Source organism: Methylobacterium brachiatum, assembly GCF_020523825.1.
Classification (GTDB): domain Bacteria; phylum Pseudomonadota; class Alphaproteobacteria; order Rhizobiales; family Beijerinckiaceae; genus Methylobacterium; species Methylobacterium brachiatum.
On sequence record NZ_JAJALK010000010.1, the window covers coordinates 120131 to 144515 of the forward strand.

General features: G+C 71.9%; 20 protein-coding genes. 8 read left to right on the top strand and 12 right to left on the bottom strand.

Going from position 1 to position 24385, the window contains the following annotated elements; all coding sequences use genetic code 11:
• Positions 1-152: 152 nt before the first annotated feature.
• From LGR69_RS20990 to LGR69_RS21015, 6 genes are all read right to left on the bottom strand, one after another.
• The gene (locus tag LGR69_RS20990; protein WP_230367240.1) at positions 153-5072 is read right to left on the bottom strand and encodes a malto-oligosyltrehalose synthase; all 4920 of its coding nucleotides are present in this window, start codon (positions 5070-5072) and stop codon (positions 153-155) included.
• Entirely contained in the window at positions 5069-6874 is a 1806-nt protein-coding gene (treZ, locus tag LGR69_RS20995; protein ID WP_091864465.1) for a malto-oligosyltrehalose trehalohydrolase, read from the bottom strand. The genes LGR69_RS20990 and treZ overlap by 4 nt, the downstream gene beginning before the upstream one ends.
• Before the next feature lie 173 nt (positions 6875-7047).
• On the bottom strand, positions 7048-7608 hold the full coding sequence (locus LGR69_RS21000; RefSeq protein WP_007558734.1) for a type II toxin-antitoxin system VapC family toxin: 561 nt from the start codon (positions 7606-7608) through the stop codon (positions 7048-7050).
• Positions 7609-7611: 3 nt separating this feature from the next.
• A complete protein-coding gene (locus LGR69_RS21005; protein ID WP_007558731.1) occupies positions 7612-7911 on the bottom strand; it encodes a hypothetical protein in 300 nt (99 codons plus the stop codon).
• A gap of 111 nt (positions 7912-8022) precedes the next feature.
• Entirely contained in the window at positions 8023-10134 is a 2112-nt protein-coding gene (glgX, locus tag LGR69_RS21010) for a glycogen debranching protein GlgX (protein WP_230367241.1), read from the bottom strand.
• Positions 10135-10356: 222 nt separating this feature from the next.
• The gene (locus LGR69_RS21015) at positions 10357-11778 is read right to left on the bottom strand and encodes an alpha,alpha-trehalose-phosphate synthase (UDP-forming) (protein ID WP_007562772.1); all 1422 of its coding nucleotides are present in this window, start codon (positions 11776-11778) and stop codon (positions 10357-10359) included.
• 490 nt (positions 11779-12268) lie between these two features.
• Here LGR69_RS21015 and LGR69_RS21020 point away from each other — a divergent pair, with 490 nt between their 5' ends.
• The 4 genes from LGR69_RS21020 to LGR69_RS21035 all read left to right on the top strand — a co-directional run bounded on the left by LGR69_RS21020 (position 12269) and on the right by LGR69_RS21035 (position 14446).
• Positions 12269-12790, top strand: coding sequence for a hypothetical protein (locus tag LGR69_RS21020; protein ID WP_007562770.1), 522 nt, complete (start codon positions 12269-12271; stop codon positions 12788-12790).
• Between the two features lie 3 nt (positions 12791-12793).
• A complete protein-coding gene (locus LGR69_RS21025; protein ID WP_007562768.1) occupies positions 12794-13207 on the top strand; it encodes a phage holin family protein in 414 nt (137 codons plus the stop codon).
• 5 nt (positions 13208-13212) lie between these two features.
• Positions 13213-13584 (top strand): DUF3618 domain-containing protein, encoded by a 372-nt coding sequence (locus LGR69_RS21030; RefSeq protein WP_208601096.1) that lies wholly within the window; start codon positions 13213-13215, stop codon positions 13582-13584.
• Positions 13585-13669: 85 nt separating this feature from the next.
• The gene (locus LGR69_RS21035) at positions 13670-14446 is read left to right on the top strand and encodes a hypothetical protein (RefSeq protein ID WP_091864434.1); all 777 of its coding nucleotides are present in this window, start codon (positions 13670-13672) and stop codon (positions 14444-14446) included.
• Positions 14447-14493: 47 nt separating this feature from the next.
• On the opposite strand, the gene LGR69_RS21040 is transcribed toward LGR69_RS21035, so the two are convergent.
• Complete coding sequence (locus LGR69_RS21040; RefSeq protein WP_230367242.1) at positions 14494-16002, bottom strand: malonate--CoA ligase; 1509 nt, start codon at positions 16000-16002, stop codon at positions 14494-14496.
• Positions 16003-16219: 217 nt separating this feature from the next.
• On the opposite strand from LGR69_RS21040, the gene LGR69_RS21045 reads away from it, so the two are divergent.
• Complete coding sequence (locus LGR69_RS21045; protein WP_230367243.1) at positions 16220-16384, top strand: hypothetical protein; 165 nt, start codon at positions 16220-16222, stop codon at positions 16382-16384.
• 9 nt (positions 16385-16393) lie between these two features.
• Here the strand turns inward: LGR69_RS21045 and LGR69_RS21050 are convergent, their stop codons facing one another.
• Together LGR69_RS21050 and LGR69_RS21055 are read right to left on the bottom strand one after the other, a co-directional pair.
• Positions 16394-17803 carry a malonyl-CoA decarboxylase gene (locus tag LGR69_RS21050; RefSeq protein WP_230367244.1) on the bottom strand — a complete coding sequence of 470 codons (1410 nt, stop codon included), beginning with the start codon at positions 17801-17803 and terminating at the stop codon, positions 16394-16396.
• A gap of 231 nt (positions 17804-18034) precedes the next feature.
• Positions 18035-18226 (bottom strand): hypothetical protein, encoded by a 192-nt coding sequence (locus tag LGR69_RS21055; protein ID WP_007562754.1) that lies wholly within the window; start codon positions 18224-18226, stop codon positions 18035-18037.
• A 317-nt stretch (positions 18227-18543) separates the two neighbouring features.
• On the opposite strand from LGR69_RS21055, the gene LGR69_RS21060 reads away from it, so the two are divergent.
• Positions 18544-19719 carry an MFS transporter gene (locus LGR69_RS21060; RefSeq protein ID WP_230367245.1) on the top strand — a complete coding sequence of 392 codons (1176 nt, stop codon included), beginning with the start codon at positions 18544-18546 and terminating at the stop codon, positions 19717-19719.
• Here the strand turns inward: LGR69_RS21060 and cobD are convergent.
• Entirely contained in the window at positions 19712-20740 is a 1029-nt protein-coding gene (gene cobD, locus LGR69_RS21065; protein WP_230367246.1) for a threonine-phosphate decarboxylase CobD, read from the bottom strand. The two genes, LGR69_RS21060 and cobD, sit on opposite strands and share 8 nt — an antisense overlap.
• On the opposite strand from cobD, the gene cbiB reads away from it, so the two are divergent.
• Together cbiB and LGR69_RS21075 are read left to right on the top strand one after the other, a co-directional pair.
• The gene (gene cbiB / locus LGR69_RS21070; protein WP_230367247.1) at positions 20732-21715 is read left to right on the top strand and encodes an adenosylcobinamide-phosphate synthase CbiB; all 984 of its coding nucleotides are present in this window, start codon (positions 20732-20734) and stop codon (positions 21713-21715) included. The genes cobD and cbiB overlap by 9 nt on opposite strands.
• Before the next feature lie 109 nt (positions 21716-21824).
• On the top strand, positions 21825-22739 hold the full coding sequence (locus tag LGR69_RS21075) for an NAD(P)-dependent oxidoreductase (RefSeq protein ID WP_230367248.1): 915 nt from the start codon (positions 21825-21827) through the stop codon (positions 22737-22739).
• 5 nt (positions 22740-22744) lie between these two features.
• Here LGR69_RS21075 and LGR69_RS21080 read toward each other — a convergent pair whose 3' ends face one another.
• Both LGR69_RS21080 and LGR69_RS21085 read right to left on the bottom strand, forming a co-directional pair.
• The gene (locus tag LGR69_RS21080) at positions 22745-22921 is read right to left on the bottom strand and encodes a hypothetical protein (RefSeq protein WP_007562744.1); all 177 of its coding nucleotides are present in this window, start codon (positions 22919-22921) and stop codon (positions 22745-22747) included.
• Between the two features lie 101 nt (positions 22922-23022).
• Complete coding sequence (locus LGR69_RS21085; protein ID WP_091864442.1) at positions 23023-24372, bottom strand: MFS transporter; 1350 nt, start codon at positions 24370-24372, stop codon at positions 23023-23025.
• Positions 24373-24385 lie beyond the last annotated feature (13 nt).

A 24385-nucleotide genomic window follows, 5' to 3' on the forward strand; every position in this document is an offset into this window, starting at 1 on the left:
ACCGCAGGCGCGTGCCTGCGGCTGCAGGCCGGCACCGGTCGAGGCGGCGGAACGGCCCGCACCGCTCCGCACAATCGCTCGGACCCGCCTCCGTTCCGGCGGCGGCCCGTCTTCTAGCCGACGCGGCGTGACAGCGCCGCGTCGGCCGCGCCCTAGGAGGCGCGCCGCAGGACCACGTAGGGCAGGTCGCGCAGGAGGTCGCCGAGATCGACGCCCTCCCCGGTGCCCTCGACGGTGCGGCCCGAGACGATGTCGCGCCAGCTTGTGCCCGCCCCGAGATCGACCCGGGTGCCGGCGAAAGCCTCGCCCGACCAGGTTGCCTCGCCGACGATGCCGGCGAACAGCCGCGGCACCGCCACGAACAGGTCGCCGCCCTCCTCGCCGGGATCGGTCCGCCGGTAGGCGATCACGTGGGCCGCCCGCGCGCCCCTCGCCTCCACCGGCTCGTAGGCCGCGCTGGCGTAGAAGCCCGGGCGCTCGGCCCGCTCGGCGAGCAGCCGCGCCAGGGTCGCCTGCTTGACCCGCCCGTCCGGCCAGTGCGCCAGCAGCTCGGCCGGCGCGCCGCCCTGCTCCAGCATCCGCTCGAGGGCCGGGTAATCCACCGGGCGGCGGTTGTCGGGATCGACGAACGAGAAGTCCCAGATCTCCGTGCCCTGGTAGGTGTCGGGCAGGCCCGGCAGGGTGCATTTCAGGACCGTCCGGCCGAGCCCCGCGAGCATGCCGAGATGGGCGAGCCGCCGGGCGAAGGGGCGCAACTCGCGCAGGAAGTCCGAGCCCGGGGCGATCAGCGCCGAGAACAGCTTCTTCGTCGCGCCCTCGTAGACCTCGTCGACATTGACCCAGCTCGAGCGGCGCTTGCCCTCGCGCATGGCCTTCTCGCCGTAGGCGGTCAGCCGATCGCGGAAATCCTCGATCGCGGCCGTCTCGTCCTGCTCCAAGAGCTCCAGCGGCCAGGCGCCGAGGATCGCCTGGAAGAACATCCACTGGTCGTTGGCGTCGGGGGCCGGCTCGCCGTCGATCCGGGCGAGATGCGGCCCGGCGGTCCGCTGCCACTGGTCCCAGGCGCCGGCCCAGCCCTCCGGGATCTCGGAGAGCGCGAGCAGCCGGGTCCGGGCATCCTCGCCGCGCTTGGTGTCGTGGGTCGCCGTGGTGATCATGGCGTTCGGCCAGTCCCGGGCGCGGGCGATCTGCAGGTCGTGGAAATGCTCCGCGTCGATGCCGTACTCGCCCGGATCGCCGCCGACCTCGTTGAGGCCGAGCAGGCAGGCGTACCGGTAGAACAGCGTGTCCTCGAGGCTCTTGGCCATGACCGGGCCGGTGAGCTGCTGGAACCGGCGGCGGAAGCGCAGGACCACCCGCGGGTCCGGGCGCCCCGCCCCGGTGGTCTCGATCCGCCCGAGCAGCACGTCGGCGGCGAAATCGTGCACCGAGCGGTCGGGTAGGCCCGACCAGCGCTTGGCCTTGGCGACCGCGCCCTCGATCAGCCGCACGTCCTCCGGCTCGACCTCGCCCTCCTCCAGCTCCGGCGGCAGGTAGCTGCGATAGGTCGGGAAGCGGGCGATGATCTCGATCAGGGCCCGGCGCAGCGCGTTGACGGTGAAGTCGCGGGTGCGCCGGTCGGCATCGGCCACCTCCTTGAGGTCCGAGGTCAGCACCTCGAGCTCGCTGGCGAAGCTGATCTCCAGGATCTCGGCCTTGGCGGCGCGCAGCTGGAACCCGTAGGGCTCGTCGACGCCCGAGGCCCATTCGTAGAGGCGCCGGACCTTCCCCTGACGCTCCTTGTCCACCAGGATGCCGTCGAGCTGGTTGAGCACGTCGTAGCCCGTGGTCCCGGCCACCGGCCAGGGCCGCAGCCGCTCGCCGGGCTCCAGGATCTTTTCGACGACGACGTAGAAGCCCGGCCCGACCGCCGCCTGGAGCGCGCGCGCGTAGCCCAGGGGGTCGGCCAGCCCGTCGATATGGTCGATGCGCAAGCCGTCGATCCGGCCCTCGCGGATATGCCGGAACACGGTCTCGTGCGAGCGGTGGAAGATGTCGGACAGCTCCACGCGCAGGCCCGCGAGCGAGTTCACGTCGAAGAACCGGCGGTAGTTGATGTCGCTCGAGGCCACCCGCCAATGGGCCAGCCGGTAGGCCTGGGCCTCCAGCAGCCGGTGCAGCGGCCCGAAGCTGTCCGGGCGACCCTTGAAGCCGTTGAGCAGCGCCAGGGTGCTGGCCGTCGCCTCCTGGATCAGCGGCGACACGCCGTAGATCTCGGCGAGCCGGCGCTTGAGCCCCTCGGCCTCCTCGGGGAAGCTCTGGCGGCGGGTCTCGTCGGTGTCGATCGACATGGCCCGCAGCCGCTCGGAGATGGCGAGCAGCTCCGCGGTGGTGTCGTCGTCCACGGCCCCGATCGCGGCGATGACCCGGTTGAGGATGGTCGGGTAGCTCAGGGGCCGGATCGGCAGCTGGTGCTCGTAGTGCCAGACGCTGAAGGCGCCGGCCTCGGGGTCGAACTTCAGCTCGAGCGTGCCCTTCTCCAGGGCCTCGCCGTAGCGGTCGCCCAGGAACGGGATCACCAGGTTGCGGCCGGCGCCGAGACGCTGCCAGTCGATGTCGAAGGCGTCCGCGAAGGGCGACAGCGAGCCCCATTCGAGCACCGAGAGCCACCACGGGTTGTCGGAGCCGCCGACGCCCATGTGGTTGGGCACGATGTCCAGCAGCAGCTTCAGCCCGTGCCCGTGCAGGGTCTCGGAGAGCCGGACGAAGCCCTCCTCGCCGCCGAGCTCCGGGTTGATCGCGCCGTGATCGACGATGTCGTAGCCGTGGGTCGAGCCGGGCCGCGCCTTCTGGAGCGGCGAGGCGTAGACGTGGCTGATCCCGAGCTTCTTGAGATACGGGACGATCCGCTCCGCGTCCGCGAAGGTGAAGTCCTTGTGGAACTGCAGCCGGTAGGTCGATTGCGGCGGCGGCGCCGCCAGCCGGGCGGAGCCTGAGCGCGGCCCCCGCGACTCGGCCGAGAGCGAGGCCGCCAGCTTGGCCAGCGGTCCGCCGGGGGCGGCGATGTCGACGAGGTCCCGGTCGAGCTTGCGCCGCCAGTTCGGGTAGCCCTCGGTCGAGCCCGGCACGTTGGCCTGGGCGAGCTCGGAGACCACGTCCTCGTACTGCACGGCGGTCAGCATCGAGGGGGCGCGGGCGAGGTAGCGAGCGGCCGCCTCGAACGGCGCGGCCTCAGGCGGCTCGGCCGAGGGCAGGAGCTGCTCGGCGGCCAGCGCCTCGGTGAGGCGGCGACGCTCGACCACACGCTCGTTGCGCTCGGCCTCGGCGCGCTCGTGATCGTAAAGGCCCAGCGATTGGCGGGTGTCGGTGTCGACCCCGCGCCACCAGCCGACGAAGGTCGGCAAATCGTGGGTGGTGATGGCGGTGAGCGCGTCGCGCGGATAGGCGGAGGGGGCCTTGAACCGTCCGTCCCCTTCCCGCTCGAAGGCCAGGATCCGGTAGCTCAGCACGCCGGCCCGCATCAGGGCGTCGGAGAAGCCCTCGGGCGCGGTGCCGAGATCCTCGGCGATGACCAGGCACTTGTTGCGGTGGCTCTCCAGCCGCAGCACCGCCAGCATCGGCTCGAACGGCATCATCACGTAGGCGCCGGCATGGGCGCCCGCCCCCAGCGGGATCAGGAACAGCCGGGCGAGCTGGAAGGCGTGGTCGATCCGGATCGCGCCGGCATGGCGCATGTTGGCCTGGACCAGGGCCCGGAAGGCCGCGAGGCCGTCCCGCTCCATCTCCAGCGGGTCGAAGGCCGGCAGGCCCCAGTTCTGGCCCTTGGGGGCCAAGAGGTCCGGGGGCGCGCCGATCGAGACCCGGTCGGCGAAGCGCTCGGGATGCGACCAGATCTCGGAGCCGCCCCGGTCGGCGCCCACCGCGAGGTCGCGGTAGAGCCCGACCCGCATGCCGGCGCCCAGAGCCGCCGCCGAGGCCGCGGCGAGCTGGCGGTCGGCGAGGTATTGCAGCCAGGCGTGGTAGCCCACTGCCTCGGCCTTCTCGGCCGCGAAGGCCACGACCGCGTCGGTGCCGGCGCGGCGGTATTCCTCGGGCCAGTCGCCGAGCCAATGGGCGCCCTGCTGCCGGAAATGCTCGGAGAGCGCCTCGAACACCGCGTGGGCCGCGAGATCCGGGCCGCCCTCCTGGCGGAAGCGCTCGAACTCGGCGTCGGTGCCGGCCCGGGCCGGAGATTCCAGCCAGAGGGCGCGCAGCACCGGGTCGAGCACGTCGGCCACGCCCTGGTGGTCGACGAGGGCGGCCTCGCGCAGGGCCGTGATCGCGTCGGCGCGCTCGGCGAGCAGCGCCTCGGCCCGGGAGCCGGCGAGCCCCGGCAGGCTGCGCGGCGCGATGAACAGGGTCTCGAGGAACAGCCGCGAGGACGGTGAGTAGGGCGAGATCTTGGTCCGGTCCGAGCCGAACAGGGCGTGGACCGGGCTCAAGCCCAGAAAGGCCGCCCCGCGCAGGGCCGCCTCGCGAGCGGCCTCCCCGGCATCCGCGTAGGTGCCGATGCCGATATTGGTGGCCGAGCGCAGGCCGTAGAGCTGGGCAGCCATGCCCCAGTCGGAGGCGCCCTCCTCCGTGTAGGGCCGCGGGCGCCAGCAGCGCTGGGGCGCGGCGATCACCCAGGATTCGGCCCGGATCCGGCCGGCCTGGACGGTGAGGCGATGGTAGCCCGGGGTCAGCGGCGGCAGCTCGAAACCCGCACCTTGGCCCGGCTCCGCCCCCTGCAGGTTGGCCCGGCCCTCGCGGGCCGCGCCGCGCTCGTCCACGAGCCGCCAGACCAGGGTGTGCGGGGTACCGTCCTGGACGCGGACCGGCACCCGGGCGCCGCGCCGCGCCTCCACGGGCAGGAGCGGCGGGACCAGGCCGCAGCGCAGGGCCTCGACCTGGGCGAGGCTCTCGGCCACGCCGGCCTCGTCCTCGACCGCGAAACCGAGGGCCGCGAGCAGGCCGCGCCGCACCTCCAGGGAGGTCTCGACGGGCTGGCCGAAGGCGTCGGTATAGCCGGCGGCGACGCCGACGAGGTCGGCGAGTTTTTCCAGGGGGCTCACGAGCGGGGCTCCGTCAGGAACAGGCCGGTCCAGGACGGCAGGTCCCGTCCGGTCGTATCGGGGGCGTTGGTCCAGACCACCCGGGCGCCGCCCGGATCCAGCGCGAAGGGCGCGTCCCCGACATTGGCGATGAACCGCAGGGTGCCGGCGCCGAACCGCCAGGTGCAATCGACCACGTCGGCCCGCGGCAGGGTGGCGGCGGCGCCCAGGGAGCCGGATTTCGCGAGGGGCACGACCACGTCCCGGCGCAACCCGAGCAGGCGCGTCGTCTCGGCCAGGACCTCCCGGTGCGGCGAGCGCGCCCGCTCGGACCAGTCGAGCTTCGAGGCCTCGAAGGTCTCGCGCTCGGTCGGATCCGGGATCTTCGACGTATCGTCGGCAAACGCCGCGAAGCTCTTGAACTCCCGGCGCCGGCCGTCACGCACCGCCTTGTTCAGCTCCTCGTCCGGGGCGAAGTCGACGAAGAACAGGAACGGCGTCGAGGCCGACCATTCCTCGCCCATCCAGAGCATCGGGATCTGCGGCGCCAGCAGGAAGCCGGCCCGGGCGAGATCGAGTTTCCTGGGATCGGCCAGATGATTGAGGCGCTCGCCCAGCGCCCGGTTGCCGACCTGGTCGTGGTTCTGCAGGAAGGTCACGAAGGCCGAGGGCGGCAGATGCGCCGAGGGCTCGCCGCGCGGATGGTTGCCGAGCGTCGAGAACGGCTCGCCCTGATAGGCGAAACCCTCCGCCAGGCAGCGGGCCAGGCGCTCGACCGGTTTGTCGGCAAAGCTTTGATAATAGCCGGCGTCCTCACCGGTGAGCAGGACGTGCCAGCAATGATGCAGGTCGTCGGCCCATTGCGCGTCGTGCATCTTCGGCTTGCCGGCGGCGTCGCGCTCGAGCCAGCGAGCCTGGTTGGCCTCGTTCTCCAGCATGAGGTGGATCTCGCGATCCGGGAAGCGCCGCCGGACCGTCTCGCCGAGCTCGGCCAGGAAGTGGCGGGGCGAATCGTCGAGGATCGCGTGGACGGCGTCGAAGCGCAGGCCGTCGAAATGGTATTCCTCCAGCCAGTACAGGGTGTTCTGGATGAAGAACTGCCGCACGGTGGCGCCGCTCTCCTTGCCGTCGAAATTGATGCCCGCGCCCCACGGCGTCTGGTGACGCTCGGTGAAGAAGGTCTTGGCGTAGGCGTGCAGGTAATTCCCGGCCGGGCCGAAATGGTTGTAGACCGCGTCGAGATAGACCATCAGCCCGAGCCCGTGGGCGGCGTCGATCAGGCGCTTGAGGTCGTCCGGGCGGCCATAGGCGCCGTCCGGCGCGTAGGGCAGGACCCCGTCATAGCCCCAGTTGCGCGAGCCCTTGAAGTCGGCGAGCGGCAGCAGCTCGATCGCCGTGACGCCGAGCGCCTTGAGGTCGGGCAGGCGCGCCTGCAGGCCGGCATAGGTGCCCTCCGGGGTCGCGGTGCCGACATGGCACTCGTAGATCACCGCCTCCTCGAACGGGCGCCCGGTCCAGGCCTCGTCCGACCACGCGAAGGCGCGCGGATCGACCACCTCGCTGAGGCCCGAGACGTCGTCCGGCTGGAAGCGCGAGGCCGGGTCCGGCACGACGAGGTCGCCGTCGATCCGGAAGCCGTAGCGGGCCCCCGGCTTCACCCCGGGCAGGGCGGTGCGCCGCCAGCCGCCGCCCGACTCGGGCAACGGGTGGTCGATGCCGTCGACGACGAGTTCGACGCTCTGTGCGGTCGGCGCCCAGAGGGCGAAGCGCACGCCGCCCCCCACCATCTCGGCTCCGAAATCCATGCTGTGGGCGCGCCGCATCGGGCCACGGTCCTCGTCGTTGGCCGTGCGCACCGAAGGGCAAGCGCGGCAGGGATCATTGTCGTGGGAGAAGGCCCCGGGCACGATCCGGTTCCCGCAGCGCAGCTATGGCGGCGTGATGAGACGGCAAGCGTGCGAAAAATGGCGCGGGGGCGGGGCGATCGCCGACCGGATCACGTCCGATAGAACAGGACTTGGCCGTCGGGGCGAATCTGCAGCAGAGCATCGAAGTCCCGCAGATTGCGCGTCAGCACGCAGAAGCCGAGCTTGAACGCCTGCAGGAACAGGACACAATCATGAAGTGCGCCCATGCGGTCGTCCTTTGCATAGCCCTGGATCCGGCAGAGCATGCCCGCATAGACGGCGGCGCTTCCCAGGGTCTCCGCGTCAGGGGTGAAGATCCGGTGCGCCGGCATCGCGTCGATCGCGGTTCCAATCGCCGCGACGGCCTGGGCGCTGCGAGGGTCCTTGGGATCGAGGACCCCCACTGTGTGCATCAACTCCTGGATGGCGACGGTGCTGTGGTTCACGATCCGGATGTCGAGGAGGTCTTCGACCAGAGGCGATGCCCTCCCCTGCATCTGGTCGATGTAGACGCACGTATCGAGCAAAAGCGGACGGCCCGCATGCGCCTGCCCCTCAAGAAAGGGCAAAGCGGCATCGTCCCGGCGCTGCAATGCCGTCTTTGGTCCCTGCCGACGCAGCCGTTCCGCGGCCTTGAAGGTGAAGACCACGCGCTAGAAGCTCAGGTCGAGTTCCGGGTCAACCGATGCCCGCAGCGTGCGGAATACGTCCGCGAAGCCATCCTCGATGGCGATGTTGGCGAGCGCGAACTCGATCAGCGCGGTGTCAGAGTGAAGCCCCGTCCGGGCCTTGGCGCGTTCGATCAATTCGGGCGCGACGCGTCCGGAGATCCGGCTGGCCTTGCCCCGGGTCAGGCCGCTTTCCTGCGCGCGGGCCATGACGGCGGTGACGGAAGGGGCAAGGGATGTCTCAATCCCTGAGGCCTGCCTCGGCTGCGAACGATCCCCAGCCATGGCGATGCTCCGATGATGTTCAACAAATCGTACGATCCGGCAACGTAGTGGGCCGGACCTCCACGCGCAATCATCTCATCCGGCTTTGACCGACTCGCATTGAGCCTGTTCTCAGCCCGCCGGCACCCACCCGCTCCGCGCGCCCACCCCCGCCGCGGTGAGCACCAGGACCGTGCGGCCGGGCAGCGGCACGGGGGCGTCCGGCCCGTAGGATGGGGCGCCGGGCGGGACCGTGCCTTCGGCCTCGCCGGTGTCGAAGACTGGTTGCCAGGGGCCGCCGATCACGGGGGCGAGGCGGAAGTCGAGAGGCTCCAGCCCGGCATTGAACAGGAGCAGCAGGCGGTCGCCGGCGCGGCCGTCATTGCCGATCTGCATGCCGAACACCTGCAGCCCGTCATCGGCCCAATGGCCATTCTCCATCTCGGTGCCCTCGGGGGCGAGCCAATGCACGTCCCGCAGGGGAGAATCCGGTCCGATCGGGGCGCCGGTGAAGAAGGTCTGCCGCCGCAGGGCTGGTTGAGCCCGGCGCAGGGCCAGGAGATTCGCCACGAATCCGGTGAGCTTCGGATCCGGGTCGCTGGTCCAGTCCATCCAGCTCGTCGGATTGTCCTGGCAATAGGCGTTGTTGTTGCCGCCCTGGCTGCGCGAGCGCTCGTCGCCCATCAGCAGCATCGGCACGCCTTGGGCCAGCATCACGCTGGCCAGCATGTTGCGCTTCTGGCGGGCGCGCAGGGCGAGGATCGCCGGGTCGTCGGTGTCGCCCTCGACGCCGTAATTGCAGCTGACATTGTGGCCGTGGCCGTCGCGGTTGTCCTCGCCGTTGGCCTCGTTGTGCTTCTGCTCGTAGGCCACCGTGTCGGCCAGGGTGTAGCCGTCGTGGCTGGCGATGAAGTTGACGCTGGCCAGCGGCGAGCGCCGGGACGGGGCGAAGACCTCGCGCGAGCCGGTCAGCCCCTGGGTCAGCTTCGCCAGGGTACCGGAATCGCCCTTCCAGAAACCCCGGGCGGCGTCGCGGAACTTGTCGTTCCACTCGCTCCAGCCGCGCGGATAGCCGCCGAGCTGGTAGCCGCCCTCCCCGATGTCCCAGGGCTCGGCCACCATCTTGACCCGGGCGAGCACCGGATCCTGGGCCACCGCCTGGAAGAAGGCCGCCTGCGGGGTGAAGGCCAGGGGCGAGCGCCCGAGGCTTGAGGCGAGGTCGAACCGGAAGCCGGCGATGCCGTAGGCGGTGACCCAGTGGCGCAGGGAATCCAGCACCAGCTGCATCACCCGCGGGTGGCTCACGTCGAAGGTGTTGCCGCAGCCGGTGCAATCGATCGTGCGGCGCCGGTCCGCGGGGTCGAGCTTGTAGTAGCTGGCATTGTCGATGCCGCGGAACGACAGGGTCGGGCCGCTGTGGTCGCCCTCGGCGGTGTGGTTGTAGACCACGTCGAGCCAGGTCTCGATCCCGGCGGCGTTCAGCTCGCGGATCGCCGCCTTGAGACCGCCCGGGGCGCCCTCCCCGCGGTAGCGCGGATCCGGGGCGAAGTAGTTCAGGGGCTGATAGCCCCAGAAGTTGACGAGCCCCTTCTCGACCAGGAAGCGGTCATCCGCGAAGGCCTGGATCGGCAGCAGCTCCAGGGCGGTGACGCCGAGCTTGACCAGGTGCTCGATGATCGCCGGGTGGGCCAGCGCCGCATAGGTGCCGCGCTCCGCTTCCGGGATGTCGGGATGGGTGCGGGTCAGCGCCTTGACATGGGCCTCGTAGATGACCGTCTCGGTGAGCGGCCGCCGCACGGGGGCCAGCGCAAGGTCGGGCACTTCGGGGGCGGTGACCACGCCCTTGGGCATGTAGACCGCGCTGTCGCGCCGGTCGATGCGGTCCTCCCGACCGCGGCGGTGGCCGTAGAGCGCGTCGTGCCAGCGGATCCGGCCGCGGATCTCCCTTGCATAGGGGTCGAGCACCAGCTTCGAGGGGTTGAACCGGTGGCCGTTCGCCGGATCCCAGGGGCCGTGCACCCGATAGCCGTAGAGTTGGCCCGGCAGCACCCCGCGCAGGTAGCCGTGCCAGACGTCGTCGGTGCGGCAGGGCAGCCGGACCGTGCGGGTCTCGTGCCGCTCCCCCGGCTCGAACAGGCAGATATCCACCGCGGTGGCGTGCTCGGAGAACAGGGCGAAGTTCACCCCACGCCCGTCGAAATGCGCGCCGAGCGGCGCCGGCACCCCGTCATCGACGGCGATCATGGGCAGAGTCCGGGTTTTTGGGACATGGACCGAGGCGCGTGCCGGCGCCGGCGGGCGAGGTCGGCCGTCAGGGCGTGCGGCAAGGCTCTTGGAACAACGTCATCGACGGGATGAGGCTCGGGTCCCCTCTCCCGCACGGGAGAGGGGGCGCGGCTTGGCCAGCCGGAGCGATGGCGCCTCAAAGCGGTATCGCCATCGTCGGCGTCAGCGCGAACGATTCGGCTACTCGGCAGCCGCCGCGGTGGTCGGGGGCTCGCGCTCCATCGTGCGGAAATTCTCCAGCTCCGACAGGAAGTTGCGAGCCCACCAATCGACGTCCTCCCGGGTCATGCGCTCGACCATCGGCCGCCAGCGGGCGACGCGCTCGGCCTTGGGCATGTACAGGGCGGAGCGGATCGCCTCGGCGACCTCGAACCGGTCGTAGGGGTTGATCAGCAGCGCCTCGGGCATCTGCCGGGCCGCGCCGGCGAATTTCGACAGGACCAGCACGCCGGGATCGTCCTCGCTCTGCGCGACCACGTATTCCTTGGCGACGAGGTTCATGCCGTCGCGCATCGGCGTCACCAGCCCGACCCGGGCCGCCCGGTAGAGGCCGGCCAGGACCGGGCGCGGATAGGCCTTGGTGATGTACTGGATCGGCGTCCAGGCCGGGTCGCCCAGCGCGCCGTTGATCTCGCCGACCTTCTCGTTCACGTCCCGGGCGAGCTGCTCGTATTCCGGAACCTCGCTGCGCGATTTCGGGGTGATCTGGATGTAGGTGACGTTGCCGCGCTGGTCGGGATTGGAGGCGAAGAAGCTCTCCACCGCCTCCATCCGCTCGGACACGCCCTTGGAATAGTCGAGCCGGTCGACGCCGATCAGCAGCTTGCGGGTGCGCAGGCCCGCGATGGTCTCGCGCACCACCTTGTTGGAATTGGCCTTCTCGGCGGCCTCCTTGAAGCCGGCGACGTCGATGCCGATCGGGAAGGCGCGGATCCGGGTGCGGCGCCCGTCGACCATCAGCGAGCCGCCGCCGAGCGGGATCGCCCGCTGGGTGTCGACCAGGTTGCGCTGGAGGTTCTGGACGTCGGCCTCGGTCTGCAGGCCGATCAGGTCGTAATCGACGATGGCGCGCAGGAGCTCGCCGCTCGCCGGCAGCGAGTTGAACACGTCGGCGGCGGGCCAGGGGATGTGGTGGAAATAGCCGATCGGGTTGTCGAGCCCGAGGCCGCGCAACTCGGCTGCGAGCGGCAGCAGGTGGTAATCGTGCACCCAGATGATGTCGTCGGGCTCGACCAGCTTGGCCAGCGCCCGGGCGAAGGTCCGGTTGACCCGGCTGTAGCCGGCGTAATCCGAGCGCGAGAACGCGCCCAGGCCCAGCCGGTAATGCATGATCGGCCACAGGGCCCGATTCGCAAAGCCGGCGTAATATTCCAGGTGGTCCTGCGGCGAGAGGTCGACCACGGCGTACTGGACCCGGCCCCGGTCGATCAGGGTCGGCTCCTCGGAGGGCTCCTCCGTGATGTTGCCGCTCCAGCCGAACCACAGCCCTTCATAGGCGGTGAACGCCTCCTTCACGGCGACGGCGAGGCCGCCCGCCGCAACCGCCTTCCCGCCATCCTCGGGGATGGCGACGCGGTTCGATACGATCACAAGGCGTGCCACGCGGGTCGGCTCCGGATCAGGGGCGCGGCTCGAGTCGAGGACCTCGCCGCGCCTGCATCGGGACTTCTCAGTAGCAGAACGCGCGGAGACCCTGCGCGATCCTTTGTCAGGGCAACCCAAGCGTGAAGCCGGGCGCGGGTCAAGTCGAGCACCCCGCCGCACCGGACAGGATCGCCGCCCTGTCCGGTGCTCGCGGCGCGGTTCGGGCCTCGCGCGGCCAGCCCTTGAAGGCTCTTCGCGGCGAGGCCCGGGATGTGTCGAAGGGCCACCGAAGGGAAGCCGTCATGCAAGCGTGACGGTTCTGCCGGATCCTGCCTGAACGCCGGCTGAGCGAGGGCCGACGCGCCGCGTGGACCCGTCGCGCCGACGCCGCCCGCCGGACCGCACGCCGCGCTGGAACCGGTGACAGCCCAGTCGGTTACTCAGCCATCGCGGGGGCCGCGGTCGCCGCGAGCGACGCCGTCCCTGCGCCGCGAGGAGTGTTTTCGAGATGGCCGGCAACGAGTTCCCGCAGGATGCGCCCAAGGACCCGCTGAAGGATCCGGCGCATGACCGGCCCGGCGAGACCGCCGGCGAGCGCGCCCAGTGGCGTGCCCTCCAGGGCGACGTCGAGGGCCTGGCCGACGAGGCGGCCGAGCGCGGCCGCGGGCTGATCGACGCGGCGCGTCTCCAGGCCCAGGATTACGTCGAGCGGCGCAAGAGCGACGCCGCCCAATCGGTCCACGAGCTGGCGCAGACGATCCGCAATTCCGGCCGCGACCTCGGCGACAAGCCGAACGTGCGCGCCTTCTTCGACAGCGCCGCCGACGGGCTCGAGCAGCTCGGCTCCTCGATCGAGCGGCGCAGCCTCGGCGACTTCTACGGCGAGGCCGAGGCCTTCGCCCGGCGCGCGCCGGTGGCGGTGGCGGTCGGCACCTTCGTGGCCGGCCTGATCGCTGCCCGGTTCATCAAGTCGTCGAGCCTGCCGCCGGAAGCGCCCGACGGCGACGCCCGCGACAGCTTCCGGGCCTGACCGATGGCCCAGGGTCCTGATCCGCGCCAACCCGGCGCCTCGAGCATCCAGAGCCTGATCGGCGATGCCCTGCGCGAGACCAACGAGCTCGCCCGCAAGGAGATCGCGCTGTTCCGCGCCGAGATGGCGGGCAATGTCCGCCAGCTCATCGTCGGCCTGGCCTGCATGGTCGGCTCGGCCGTGTTCGCCGTGGTCGCCCTGCTCGTCCTGATCGGCGCCCTCGTGAAGTGGCTCGCCACCATCGTGGGCTCCGAGTGGCTCTCGGCCCTGATCGTCGGCGGCGTGCTGCTGGTCATCGCCGTGGGCATGGCCCTGTGGGCACGCAGCGTCCTGTCCCTCTCCACCCTGGCGCCGACGCGCACGACGCGCCAAGTTCGCCAGGATGCCCAGGCCCTGTCGGAGCGCGTATCCGGATGAGTTCGATGACCGACCTCGAGAAGGAAATCGAGGCGAGCCGGGCGCGGCTCGACGAGACGATCGACCAGATCCAGGGCAAGCTCTCGGTCCCGAACATCGTGGACGAGATGCTGGGCAATGCCCGGCGCACGCCCGCGCTGAGCGGGGTCTATGACGGCGCCCTGGAAGCGGTGCGCCGCAATCCCGTGCCGGTCCTGCTGATCGCCGCCGGGGTGGGGCTGCTGTTCAACCGGATGGCCCGGGATGCCGAGCGCCGCCGCACCCAGGTCTCGGCCGAGCGCGTGGCCACGCTGAACACCGGCACGGCCCGCGGCTACGATCCCGACCTGCCGACGGCGCGCCCCGTCCGGGATCCCCTCGAGAAGACCGAGATCTGACGCTCAAGACGATTCGAGCCCGGCCCGACGGCCGGGAGGCGCGACGCTCCCCGCGTCGCCGAGACGGACATCCGAGGACCCCGCCATGACCGACAAGCCGACCCCCTCCAGCCTCCCCGAGCAGCTCGCCGCCCAGGCCGGCATGCCGACGGGCACCGGCGATACCAGCCTGCGGCCGGATCCGGCCGGCCACGGCGATCCGCGTTCGGCCCCCGGCGAGGCGGCCGGCGACTTCACCCTCCGGCCCGACCCGCGCGGCCTGCACGACCCGCTCCCGCCCGGTGCCGCGACGCGCCCGATCGATGCGGCCGCATCCGCCAAGGAGGGCGCCCAGGAGGCCGCCGATCGCGCCGCCGACCTCGCCGGGCAGGCCCGCCAGACCGTCTCGGACCTGGCCGACGATATCGGCAACCGCCTCGGCAGCGCCGCCGATCAGGCCCGCGCCCGCGCCGCCTCGGCCTATGACGAGGCCCGGGAGCGCGCCGCCGCCCTGCACAAGCGCAACCTGCGGGCGCTCGACGACATCACCACCCAGGGGATCGACGGGCTTCAGCGCGGCCGCAGCACGGTCGAGCGCTTCGTGGACGACAACCCGCTGCTGGTGGGCGTCGTCGGCGTGGCCGCCGGCCTGCTGCTCGGCGCGCTGCTGCCGCGCACCCGCCAGGAGGACCGCAACATCGGCCCCTGGGCCGACGAGGTCCGCGACCAGGGCCTGCGCTACGCCCGGGAGGTGACCAATATGGGCCGCGAGTTCGTCCAGACCGCCCTCGACCCGGACAACCTCAACGCGGCGGTCCGCAAGGCCGCGGATTCCGATGGCCACACGCCGCCGGCGAACGAGCGGGCTGCGCACAACCTCTAAAGAGGAAGTTGCCGCCTGCCAGCCTGGACGCTGGCGGGCGGTTTCATTCAGGCTCGATACAGCCCCGCATGCGCCTCGCGGAGCAGGTTTTTCTGCACTTTGCCCATGGTGTTGCGGGGCAATTCGTCTACGAACAGGACACGCTTGGGGCATTTGAACCGGGCGAGCCGGCCCTCCAGGGCCGTCACGATTCCCGCCTCGTCCGGAGCGTTCGTCCCGCCGACCACCACGGCGGTGACCGCCTCGCCGAAATCCGGGTGCGCCAGGCCGATCACCGCGGATTCGACCACGCCCGGCAGGGCGTCGATCTCGGTCTCGACCTCCTTCGGGTAGACGTTGAATCCCCCGGAGATGATCAGGTCCTTGCCGCGCCCGACGATGTGGACGTAGCCGCGGGCATCGACCTTGCCGAGGTCGCCGGTGATGAAGAAGCCGTCCGGCCGGAACTCGGCTTCGGTCTTCTCGGGCATCCGCCAGTAGCCCTTGAACACGTTCGGGCCCTTCACCTCGATCATCCCGACCGCGTCCGGGCCCAGGGCCGCGCCGGTCTCGGGATCGACCACCCGCAGGGAGACGCCCGGGAGGGGGAGGCCGACCGTGCCGGCAACCCGGTCCCCCGTATAGGGGTTCGAGGTGCTCATGTTGGTCTCGGTCATGCCGTAGCGCTCGAGGATGGCGTGGCCGGTGCGGGCCTGCCATTCCCGGTGGGTCTCCGCGAGCAGCGGCGCCGAGCCCGACACGAACAGGCGCATGCCCCTGGCCGCCCCCGGGTTGAGGCCGGGTTCCTTGAGGAGGCGCGTGTAGAAGGTCGGCACGCCCATCAGGGCGGTCGCCCGGGGCATCAGGCTCAGGATCAGCTTCGGGTCGAGGCGCGGCAGGAACAGCATGGTGCCGCCGCTCGCCAGCACCGTGTTGGTCGCCACGAACAGCCCGTGGGTGTGGAACACCGGCAGGGCGTGGATCAGCACGTCGTCTTCGGTGAAGCGCCAGACATCCACGAGCGTGCGGGCGTTCGACGCCAGATTGTCGTGCGTGAGCATGGCGCCTTTGGAGCGCCCGGTCGTGCCGGAGGTGTAGAGGATCGCGGCGAGATCGTCCGGCCCCCGGGGCACGTCTGCGAACGCCGTCTCGTGCCGGTCCGCGGCCTCGGCGGCGCTGCCGGTTCCTGCCGCATCCAGGGTCCAGACTTCGCGGATGCCCGCGGCGGCCTGCACCAGGGCCTCGCGCCGACCCGGGTCGCAGACGAAGATCGTGGGCTCGGCGTCGCCGAGGAAGTACCCGATCTCCGCCGGGGTGTAGGCGGTGTTGAGCGGCAGGAACGCGGCGCCCGCGCGCACCACCCCGAGATACAGGAAGATCACCTCGGGGCTCTTCTCGACCTGGACCGCCACCCGGTCGCCGGGCCGCACGCCGGCCGCCTGCAGGGCCGCCGCGTAGGCGCCGGAGCGGGCGATGAGATCCGCGTAACTGTATCGGCGCCCTTCCGGCGTCTCGATCACGGTCTTGGCGGGATCCGGGACGCCGTCCCGGACCAGGGAGAAGAGATGGTTCGTCATCGTGAGGCTGGAGCTATCACGGACCGCAGGGTTCAGGCAGCCATAGAACCGTTCCGGATCGCCCCGCAATCGCGGTCCGCCTCTCGCCTCCGCTTTCCGGGGCCTCTGTCAGGCCGCCAGCCGCTGCCGCGAGGACAGGAAGGCGCCGTCCGGGACGCGCTCCGGGGCGAACAGCCCGAAGCCGACGGGTGCCGGCATCCCGACATAGATCGCCTCCATGCCCGCCGCCGACCTGACCCTGGCCGCCTGGGCGCTGGTGCACGGGCTCGCCGCGCTGATCCTCGACCGCCGGGTGCCCCTGGAGGCCGGCGAGACCGAGGCGGTCGCCCGCCGGATCACCGGGCAGTTCGCCCGGCTGACCGCTGGCCTTACCGAGGCGTGAGCCGGGCGGTCAGGCCTCGGCCAGCACCACCGCCCGCGGCGGCGGCAGCTTGGCGCGCAGCTCGCGGGTCACCGCCGGCGAGGCCGCCACGGTGCCGAGATTGGCGTAGGTCTCGTGGTTCTTCTCGATCGCCGCGAGATCGTAGAGGTAGTTCACCATCAGCCCGTGCGACTGGGCCAGCCCCTTCTTCGAGGTGTCGCCGAGGAAGTTGATCCGGTCCAGACGGGCGCCGTTGCCGAGATGGAACCGGGCCACCGGGTCGAGGGGGCGCCCGCGCTCGTTCTTGGCGCGCAGGAAATAGGCGGCCGCGGCCGGGATCAGCGCCTTGCGCACCGTCTCGGCCCGGGCCTTGTCGGCGTGCCAGTCCGGATCGTCCAGCGCCCGCAGCACCTCCACGTCCTCCGGCAGCAGCCCCTGCGGGCTGTCGGCCCGGCGCTCCCGGGCGAGCCAGGCGGCGAAGCCCGGCACCGGCGAGAGCGTGACGAAGGTCTTGAGCGAGGGCACCTCGCGGGTGAGGTCCTCGACCACCTGCTTGATCAGGAAATTGCCGAAGGTGACGCCGGCCAACCCCTTCTGGCAGTTGGAGATCGAGTAGAAGATCGCCGTGGTCGCCGCCCGCGGCTGCAGCGGCTTGCGCTCCCGCGACAGGATCGGGGCGATCGCCGGCGCGACCTGATCGGTGAGCGCCACCTCGACGAAGATCAGCGGCTCGTCGGCGAGCGCCGGGTGGAAGAACGCGAAGCAGCGCCGGTCCGGCGGCTCGATCCGGGCGCGCAGGTCGTCCCACCCGGTGATCGCGTGCACCGCCTCGTACCGGATGATCTTCTCGAGGATATGGGCGGGCGTGGTCCAGTCGATGTGCCGCAGCACCAGGAAGCCCCGGTTGAACCAGGAGGCGAACAGGTGCTCGAAATCGGAATCGAGGCTGTCGACGGCGTCGAGCACGGCGGGGTCCGCCTCGGCGCCCGTGCGCAGCGCCTTGCGCAGGTCGAACAGGTCCTCGCGCATCCGCACGAGGCTCAGCGTTCCGCCGCGGGCCAGGTTGAGGCGGCGGATCAGCTCCTGGCTGCGCGGCTCGGCGGCCTCGTGCAGGGTGCCGAGGCGGGCGCGGGTCGGGTCCGCCCGGTAGGCGGCGATCGCCTCGTCGACGGCGGCATGGTCCGCGTCGAAGTCGAGGGCGATCCCCCGCAGGAAGGCGTGGCGCTCGGTCTGGCCGAAGCTGGCGTAGCGGTCGAGGATCAACCGGGCCAGCGCGACCCCGGAGGCCTCGCCGCGCCGCGAGATCAGGTCCTCGCACAGCTTGACCAGCTCGCTCGCGCTGGCCCGGCCGGTGATGTCGCTGCGGCCGATGCCGATCAGGTCGCGGCCGCGCTCGCTGATGGTCTGGAGCAGGTCGCCGAAGAAGGAGATCGCCGCCATGACCCTCGCACTGACCCCTGTCGGACCGGACCTGACGCGTCTCCGGTCTCATGACGCCGGCGCATGGACCCGCGCATCCGTGAGGGTTTTGCCCTCGGGGCATGCTGGTCCCGGCTCTGAGCCACCATTCTACGGTGGCGGGGCGGTCGCGACCAGAGCTTGACCGGTCGCGAAAGGCTCACCGTGCGGCCCCGAGACGAAGGTCGTGTGACGGCGCGATCCCGGATGGCCTCAGTGCCGCTCGGCCAGGGTGGCGAGGTCGGCCCGCTCCCGCCAGTCGCCGATGCCGTGGTGGCGGGCGAAGCGGAGCTCGGCGGCCCGGAGGGCGCGGTCCGGGTCGCGGGCCCGCATGATCTCGACGGCCCCGATGGTGAAGGGCACCCCGAGGATCTCCTTGGCAAACTCGACGCGGTAGTTCGGCATCCCGTACTCCCTGCTGCGGTTTTTCCGGACGTGTCGTTCGGAACGAATCCGGCCCGAAAACCGTATCCGGGTCACGAACCCAGCTGTGCGTTCGACGCCCGGCACGCGGACGACCGGAACCGCGTCGATGGCATATGGTGCAGGACGCCGGACCGTGAAGGGGCGCGGGGCGTGACCGAGGGCTGCAGCCCGGGCGCTTGCCGCATGGCGCGCCCGGCCCGTATCGGTCCCGGCTCTTCCCTCCCCGACACGGATTCCACGATGGCCCCCATGCCGGCCCTGAAGCGGCGGCGCGCCTGCCCGCCCCCGACCCTGCCGTGACCACCCTCCTCGACGCGAAGGCCCGGCTCGGCCTGACGCTGATCGCCGGCGGGGCGGTCGCCAACATCTATTACAACCAGCCGCTGCTCGGCCTGATCGTGTCCGAGTTCGGCGACGCCGCCGCCCTGTGGGTGCCGACCACGGCGCTCGTCGGCTACGGGCTCGGCATCATCGGGCTGGTGCCGCTGGGCGACGCCCTGCCCCGCCGCCGGCTGATCGTCTGGCAATGCCTCGGCCTCGCCGTGGCGCTGCTCGCCGTGGGTCTCGCCCCGAACCTCGCCTGCCTGGCGCTCGCCCATCTCGTGGTCGGCGTGCTCGCCTGCGCGGCGCAGCAGGCGGTGCCGTTCGCGGCCGAGCTCGCCCCGGATGCGAGCCGCGGCCGGATCGTCGGGCAGGTCATGACCGGCCTGCTCACCGGCATCCTGCTCGCCCGCACGGCGAGCGGGTTTCTGGGGGCGCATCTCGGCTGGCGGGCGGTGTTCCTGGCCGCGTCGCTGCTCGCGCTCGCCATGGCCGGCATCGCCCGGGCGACCCTGCCGCACACGCCCCAGACCCAGCGCCTGCGCTACCGGGCCCTGATGCTGTCGATCCTGCACCTCGCCCGGTCGCAGCCGGTGCTGCGCACCGCGAGCCTGTCGCAGGCGCTGCTGTTTGCCGCCTTCAACGCCTTCTGGGCGACCCTGGCGCTGCTGGTCGAGAACCCGCCCTTCGGGCTCTCCGCGGCCGGGGCCGGCCTGTTCGGGGTGATCGGCGTCTGCGGTGCCTTCGTGGCGCCGGTATCGGGCCGCTTCACCGACACGCGCGGCGCGAAGCCGGTGGTGCTCGGCGGCAGCCTGATGGTCGCCCTGTCGTTCCTGGTGCTCTGGGCCGGGGGCACGTGGTCGCTGGTGGCGGTCGGGATCGGCGTGCTGCTGATCGATATCGGCATGAACGGCGCGCTCATCGCCAACCAGACCCGGGCCTACGCCCTGGTCCCGGGGGCGCGGGGCCGGATCAACACCGTGCTGTTCACGACGCTGTTCGTGTTCGGGGCGCTCGGCGCCTTCGCGGGCTCGCAGGCCTTCCTGGTGGTCGGCTGGCCCGGCGTCTGCGCGGTGGGCCTGGCCTTCTCGGCGCTCGCCGTTCTGGTGGCGGCCCGCGATCCGCACGGGCCGGCGACGCCGGCTACTTGAGCACCCGCGAGAGGCGGCACCACGCCGCTTTTCCCGCCGGCAGCCCGAACCGAAGCCGTTCGGGGCGTTCGGGGAAGCGCCGCACCGCGATCCCGGCTTCCGCCAGCCGCCGGTACAGGCCCAGCCCGTCGGGAAAATCGGCGGTGCGGAACAGGCTGGTGCCGCCGACGATCGTCCCGCCGCCGCGGGCGATCAGCCGGTCGAGGCGCTCGGCATCCGCTGCCCGGGCCCGGGCGGTCTCAACCCGCCACGCCGTGTCCGACAGGGCGGCCCGGCCAATCGCCAAAGCCGGCCCGGACACCGCCCAGGGGCCGAGGGCGGTGGCGATCCGGTCCGCCGTCCCCGGCTCGGCCACCGCGAAGCCGAGGCGCAGGCCCGCGAGCCCGTAGGTCTTGCCGAAGGAGCGCAAAACCACGAGCCCCGGGGCCGCGTGCGGGCACAGGCTCGCCACCGGCTCCAGGTCGGCGAAGGCCTCGTCGGCGACCAGCAGGCCGCCGCGGGCGCGCAGCGCGTCCGCCAGGGCGAGCCGCTCAGGTAACGGATGGGTCCGCCCGTCCGGATTGTTCGGATCGACCAGCACCGCCACGGCCGCGTCGCCGATCGCCGCGATCCCGTCGACCTGCGCCACCCTGTGCCCGGCCCGTGTCCAGGCGGCTGCGTGCTCGGCATAGGTCGGGCCGATCACCGCGACCTGGGTCGGGGCCACGAGCCGGGGCAGGGTCTCGATCAGGATCTGGGTGCCGGGGGCGGGGACGACATGCGCCGTATCGGGCGCGCCGTAGGCCATGGCGGCCGCCTCCCGCAGGGCCTCGACCTCGGCGGCGGCGGGAAGCCGCGTCCAGGCGCTGGCCTCCACCGGCGGCACGCGATAGGGGACCGGATTGATCCCCGTCGAGAGGTCGAGCCAGGGCTCCGGCGCGTCCGGAAAGGCGTGTCGGAGGCCTCCGAGATCGCCGCCATGGGGGATTGGCCCCGGGATTGGCCCCGGCCGCGGAGCGGAATTCCAGAAACGATGGTCCATCCGCCCGATACGCTCGCCATCCTCGCCCTCGCCCTCGGGATCGAGGCGGCGTCCGGCTACCCGGACGCGCTCTACAAGGCCATCGGCCACCCTGTCACCTGGATCGGCCGGCTGATCTCCGGGCTGGAGCGCGGCCTGAACCGCGGGTCCGAAGGGCGGCGCCGGGTCGCCGGCTGCCTCGCCCTGGTGCTCCTGCTCGCCGCCACGGGGCTGCCCGCCTGGGCGCTCACCGGGCTCGCCCTCTGGGCCGGCCCCCTCCCCGGCTTCCTGCTGCTCGGCCTGCTCTGCGCGAGCCTGCCGGCGCAGCGCAGCCTGAACGACCACGTCGCCGCCGTGGAGGCTGCCCTGCGCGCGGGCGGCCTCGAGGCCGGCCGCCGCGCCGTGGCGATGATCGTCGGGCGCGATCCCGACCGGCTCGACGCCCCGGCGGTCTGCCGCGCCGCGATCGAGAGCCTGGCGGAGAACTTTTCCGACGGGATCGTGGCGCCGTCCTTCTGGATCGGCTGCCTCGGCCTGCCCGGCGGCGTCCTCTACAAGGCGATCAACACCGCCGACAGCATGATCGGCCACCGCACCCCGCGCTACGCCGCCTTCGGATGGGCTGCGGCGCGGCTCGACGACCTGGTGAACCTGCCGGCCTCGCGGCTCGCCGGCCTGCTGATCGTCGGGGCGGCCGCCCTGCGCGGCGCCGATGCGCGCGGCGCGCTCCGGGCGATGGCCCGCGATGCCGGCCGCCACCGCTCGCCCAATGCCGGCTGGCCCGAGGCCGCCATGGCCGGGGCGCTCGGCCTGCGGCTCGCGGGCCCGCGGGTCTATGACGGCACCCTCGTCCCCGACGCCCATATGGGCGACGGCCGGGCCGAGGCCACGGCCGACGACATCGCCCGGGCGCTGAGCCTGTACCGCACGGCCTGCCTGATCCAGGGCGGCCTCGTCCTGGTCCTGCTGGCCCTCTGGCGCGTCGGGATCGGCTGACCGGACGGCGCGAGTCCAAGTCCTCGATGCACCGTGCGCGCCGCCGGACCGGTATCCAATGCGGCGGCGCGCGTTCTAAGCTCGGTCGAGCGGGACCGAGGAGAAGCCCATGCGCGCGGTGTTCGTCGATGCCAGCGAGACCCTGGCGGCGGTGGCGCGGCGCCTGCTGCGGCCGGACGATCCGCCCTTCGCGATCAATCTCCAGCCCGACATCACCCCGGAGGATCTGCCGGCCCTGCTCGCCGGGGCGGAGATCGCGGTGATCGACCACACCGCCCTCCCCGTCGCCGTGGCCCGCGCCTGCCCGAGCCTGCGGCACGCGGTGTTCCTGGGCACCGGCGCGCGCAGCTACATGGACCCGGAGGCGCTCCAGGCCGAGTGCGGCGTCACGGTCCACACGATCAAGGGCTACGGCGACACCGCGGTGGCGGAATGCGCCTTCGCGCTGCTCTGGGCCGCCGCCCGGGGCCTGCCCGAGATGGACCGGGCGATGCGGGCGGGGCGCTGGCTGCGCACCGAGGCGATCCAGCTCACCGGCAAGACCATCGGGCTGATCGGCTTCGGCGGGATCGCGGCCGAGATGGCGCGGCTCTGCCGCGGCGCCGGCCTGCGGGTGCTGGCCTGGAACCGGACCCCGAAAACGCATCCGGGGGTCGAGTTCGTCCCGCTCGAGCGGCTTCTGGCCGAGAGCGACGTGGTCTCGCTCCACCTGCTCCTGACCGAGGAGACGCGCGGCTTCCTGTCGGCCGCGCGCATCGCCGCCCTGAAGCCCGGGGCGATCCTGATCAACACCGCCCGGGGCGCGGTGATCGATGAGGCCGCCCTGGTGGAGGCCCTGCGCGCCGGGCGGATCGCCGGGGCCGGGCTCGACGTGTTCACGGTCGAGCCGCTGCCCGCCGACCACCCGCTCGCGTCACTGCCGAATGTCGTCCTGTCGGCGCATTCGGCCTTCCGCACGCCCGAGGCCAGCGACAACCTGATCGGCGCCGCCCTCGACCATTGCCGGCGGATCGCCGCCGGCTGATCCCGTCAGTGCTCCGTCCCCGGCATGTTCTGACGCGGCGCCCCGCCATGGTCGCGGATCACGTTGGACCGTTCCGGGGCGCCCTTGGCGTCGGCGACCTGCTTCCGGGCCGCGGCGGCTAGGAACCAGACGACGCCCAGAGTCCCCAGGGCGAGGATCAGAAGCGGAATACCTTCGCTCATCGCGGTGCCCTCCTGGATGATGGTCCGCAGGGGCACGGATTTGCATCATCGTGCCGGACGGTCCGGCATCAGGCAGTATAACGCGCGATACCGTCCGATGTTCAGGCCGTGCGCGGCGCCGGGGATGCCGCCGCCCGCTTGGCCGCGTCCCGCCGCAGGGCGGAGAGCACGATGAACATCAGGCCGGCCCCGATCGCCAGGCAGGCGGACAGGAACAGCATCGGCACGAGGTCGCTCTGGGTCTGGTCGCGGATGAACGGGACCATGTTCTGCGCGACGAACCCGCCGAGATTGCCGACCGAGTTGATCGCCGCGATCCCGGCCGCCGCCGTGGCCCCGCGCAGGAAGGTCGCGGGCATCGACCAGAAGACCGGCTGGGCCGAGAACGTCCCGGCCGCCGCCACGCACAGGCAGGCGAACTTCACCGCGTTGCCCGGCAGGATGACGCTGAGCGCGAGCCCGGTCGCCCCGACCAGGGCCGGCCCGACCACGTGCCAGGTCAGGGCGTTGCCCTGGGCGCCGGTGCGGGCGGCGTGGCGGGGGACCCACCACAGGGCGACCGCGGTGGCGGCCCACGGGATGATGTTGAGGAAGCCGTTGGTCAGGTTCGAGACCCCGAACCCCTTGACCACCGTGGGCAGCCAGTAGCCCAGCCCGTAGGCGGCGAGCGGCAGCGAGACGTAGACCCCGGCCAGCATCAGCACGCGCTTGTCGAGGAGCGCCGCGAACGGATTGCCGTGATCCACGAGGCCGCCGCTCTCGCGCTCGGCCCGGAGCGTCTGGGCGAGCCAGGCGCGCTGGTCCTGGGACAGCCAGGGCGCCGTCTCGGGGCCGTTCGGCAGGATCAGGAGAACGACTGCGGTCATCAGGATCGCCGGCGCCCCCGTGGCCAGGAACACCCATTGCCAGCCGGCCAGCCCCAGGACCCCGTCGAGGCCGAGCAGGGCCCCGCCGATCGCCGCGCCGACGGCGTTGGCCACCGCGCTGGCGATCATGAACCAGCCGATCATCCGGGCCCGGTGCGCCTGCGGGAACCACAGCGTCAGCGCGAACAGCACCCCCGGGAAGAAGCCGGCCTCCGCGGCGCCGAGCAGGAAGCGCAGCACGTAGAACATCGCGGCGTTCTGGGTGAAGCCCAGCAGGATCGTGACGATGCCCCAGGTGAACATGATCCGGGCGAACCAGACCCGGGCGCCGACCCGCTCCAGGAACACGTTGGCGGGCACCTCGAACAGGAAGTAGCCGAGGAAGAACAGCGACGCGCCGAGCCCGTAGGCGGTCTCGCTGAGACCCAGGCTGCCGACCATGTCCAGCTTGGCGTAGGAGACGTTCTGCCGGTCGATATAGGCGATCAGGTAGAGCAGGCCGAGCAACGGCATCAGCCGCAGGGTCACCGTGCGGACGGTGCTCTCGGCAAACTCCTCGCTAACCAGGGGCTGCGTGGGGGGCATATGGCGTTCCTCT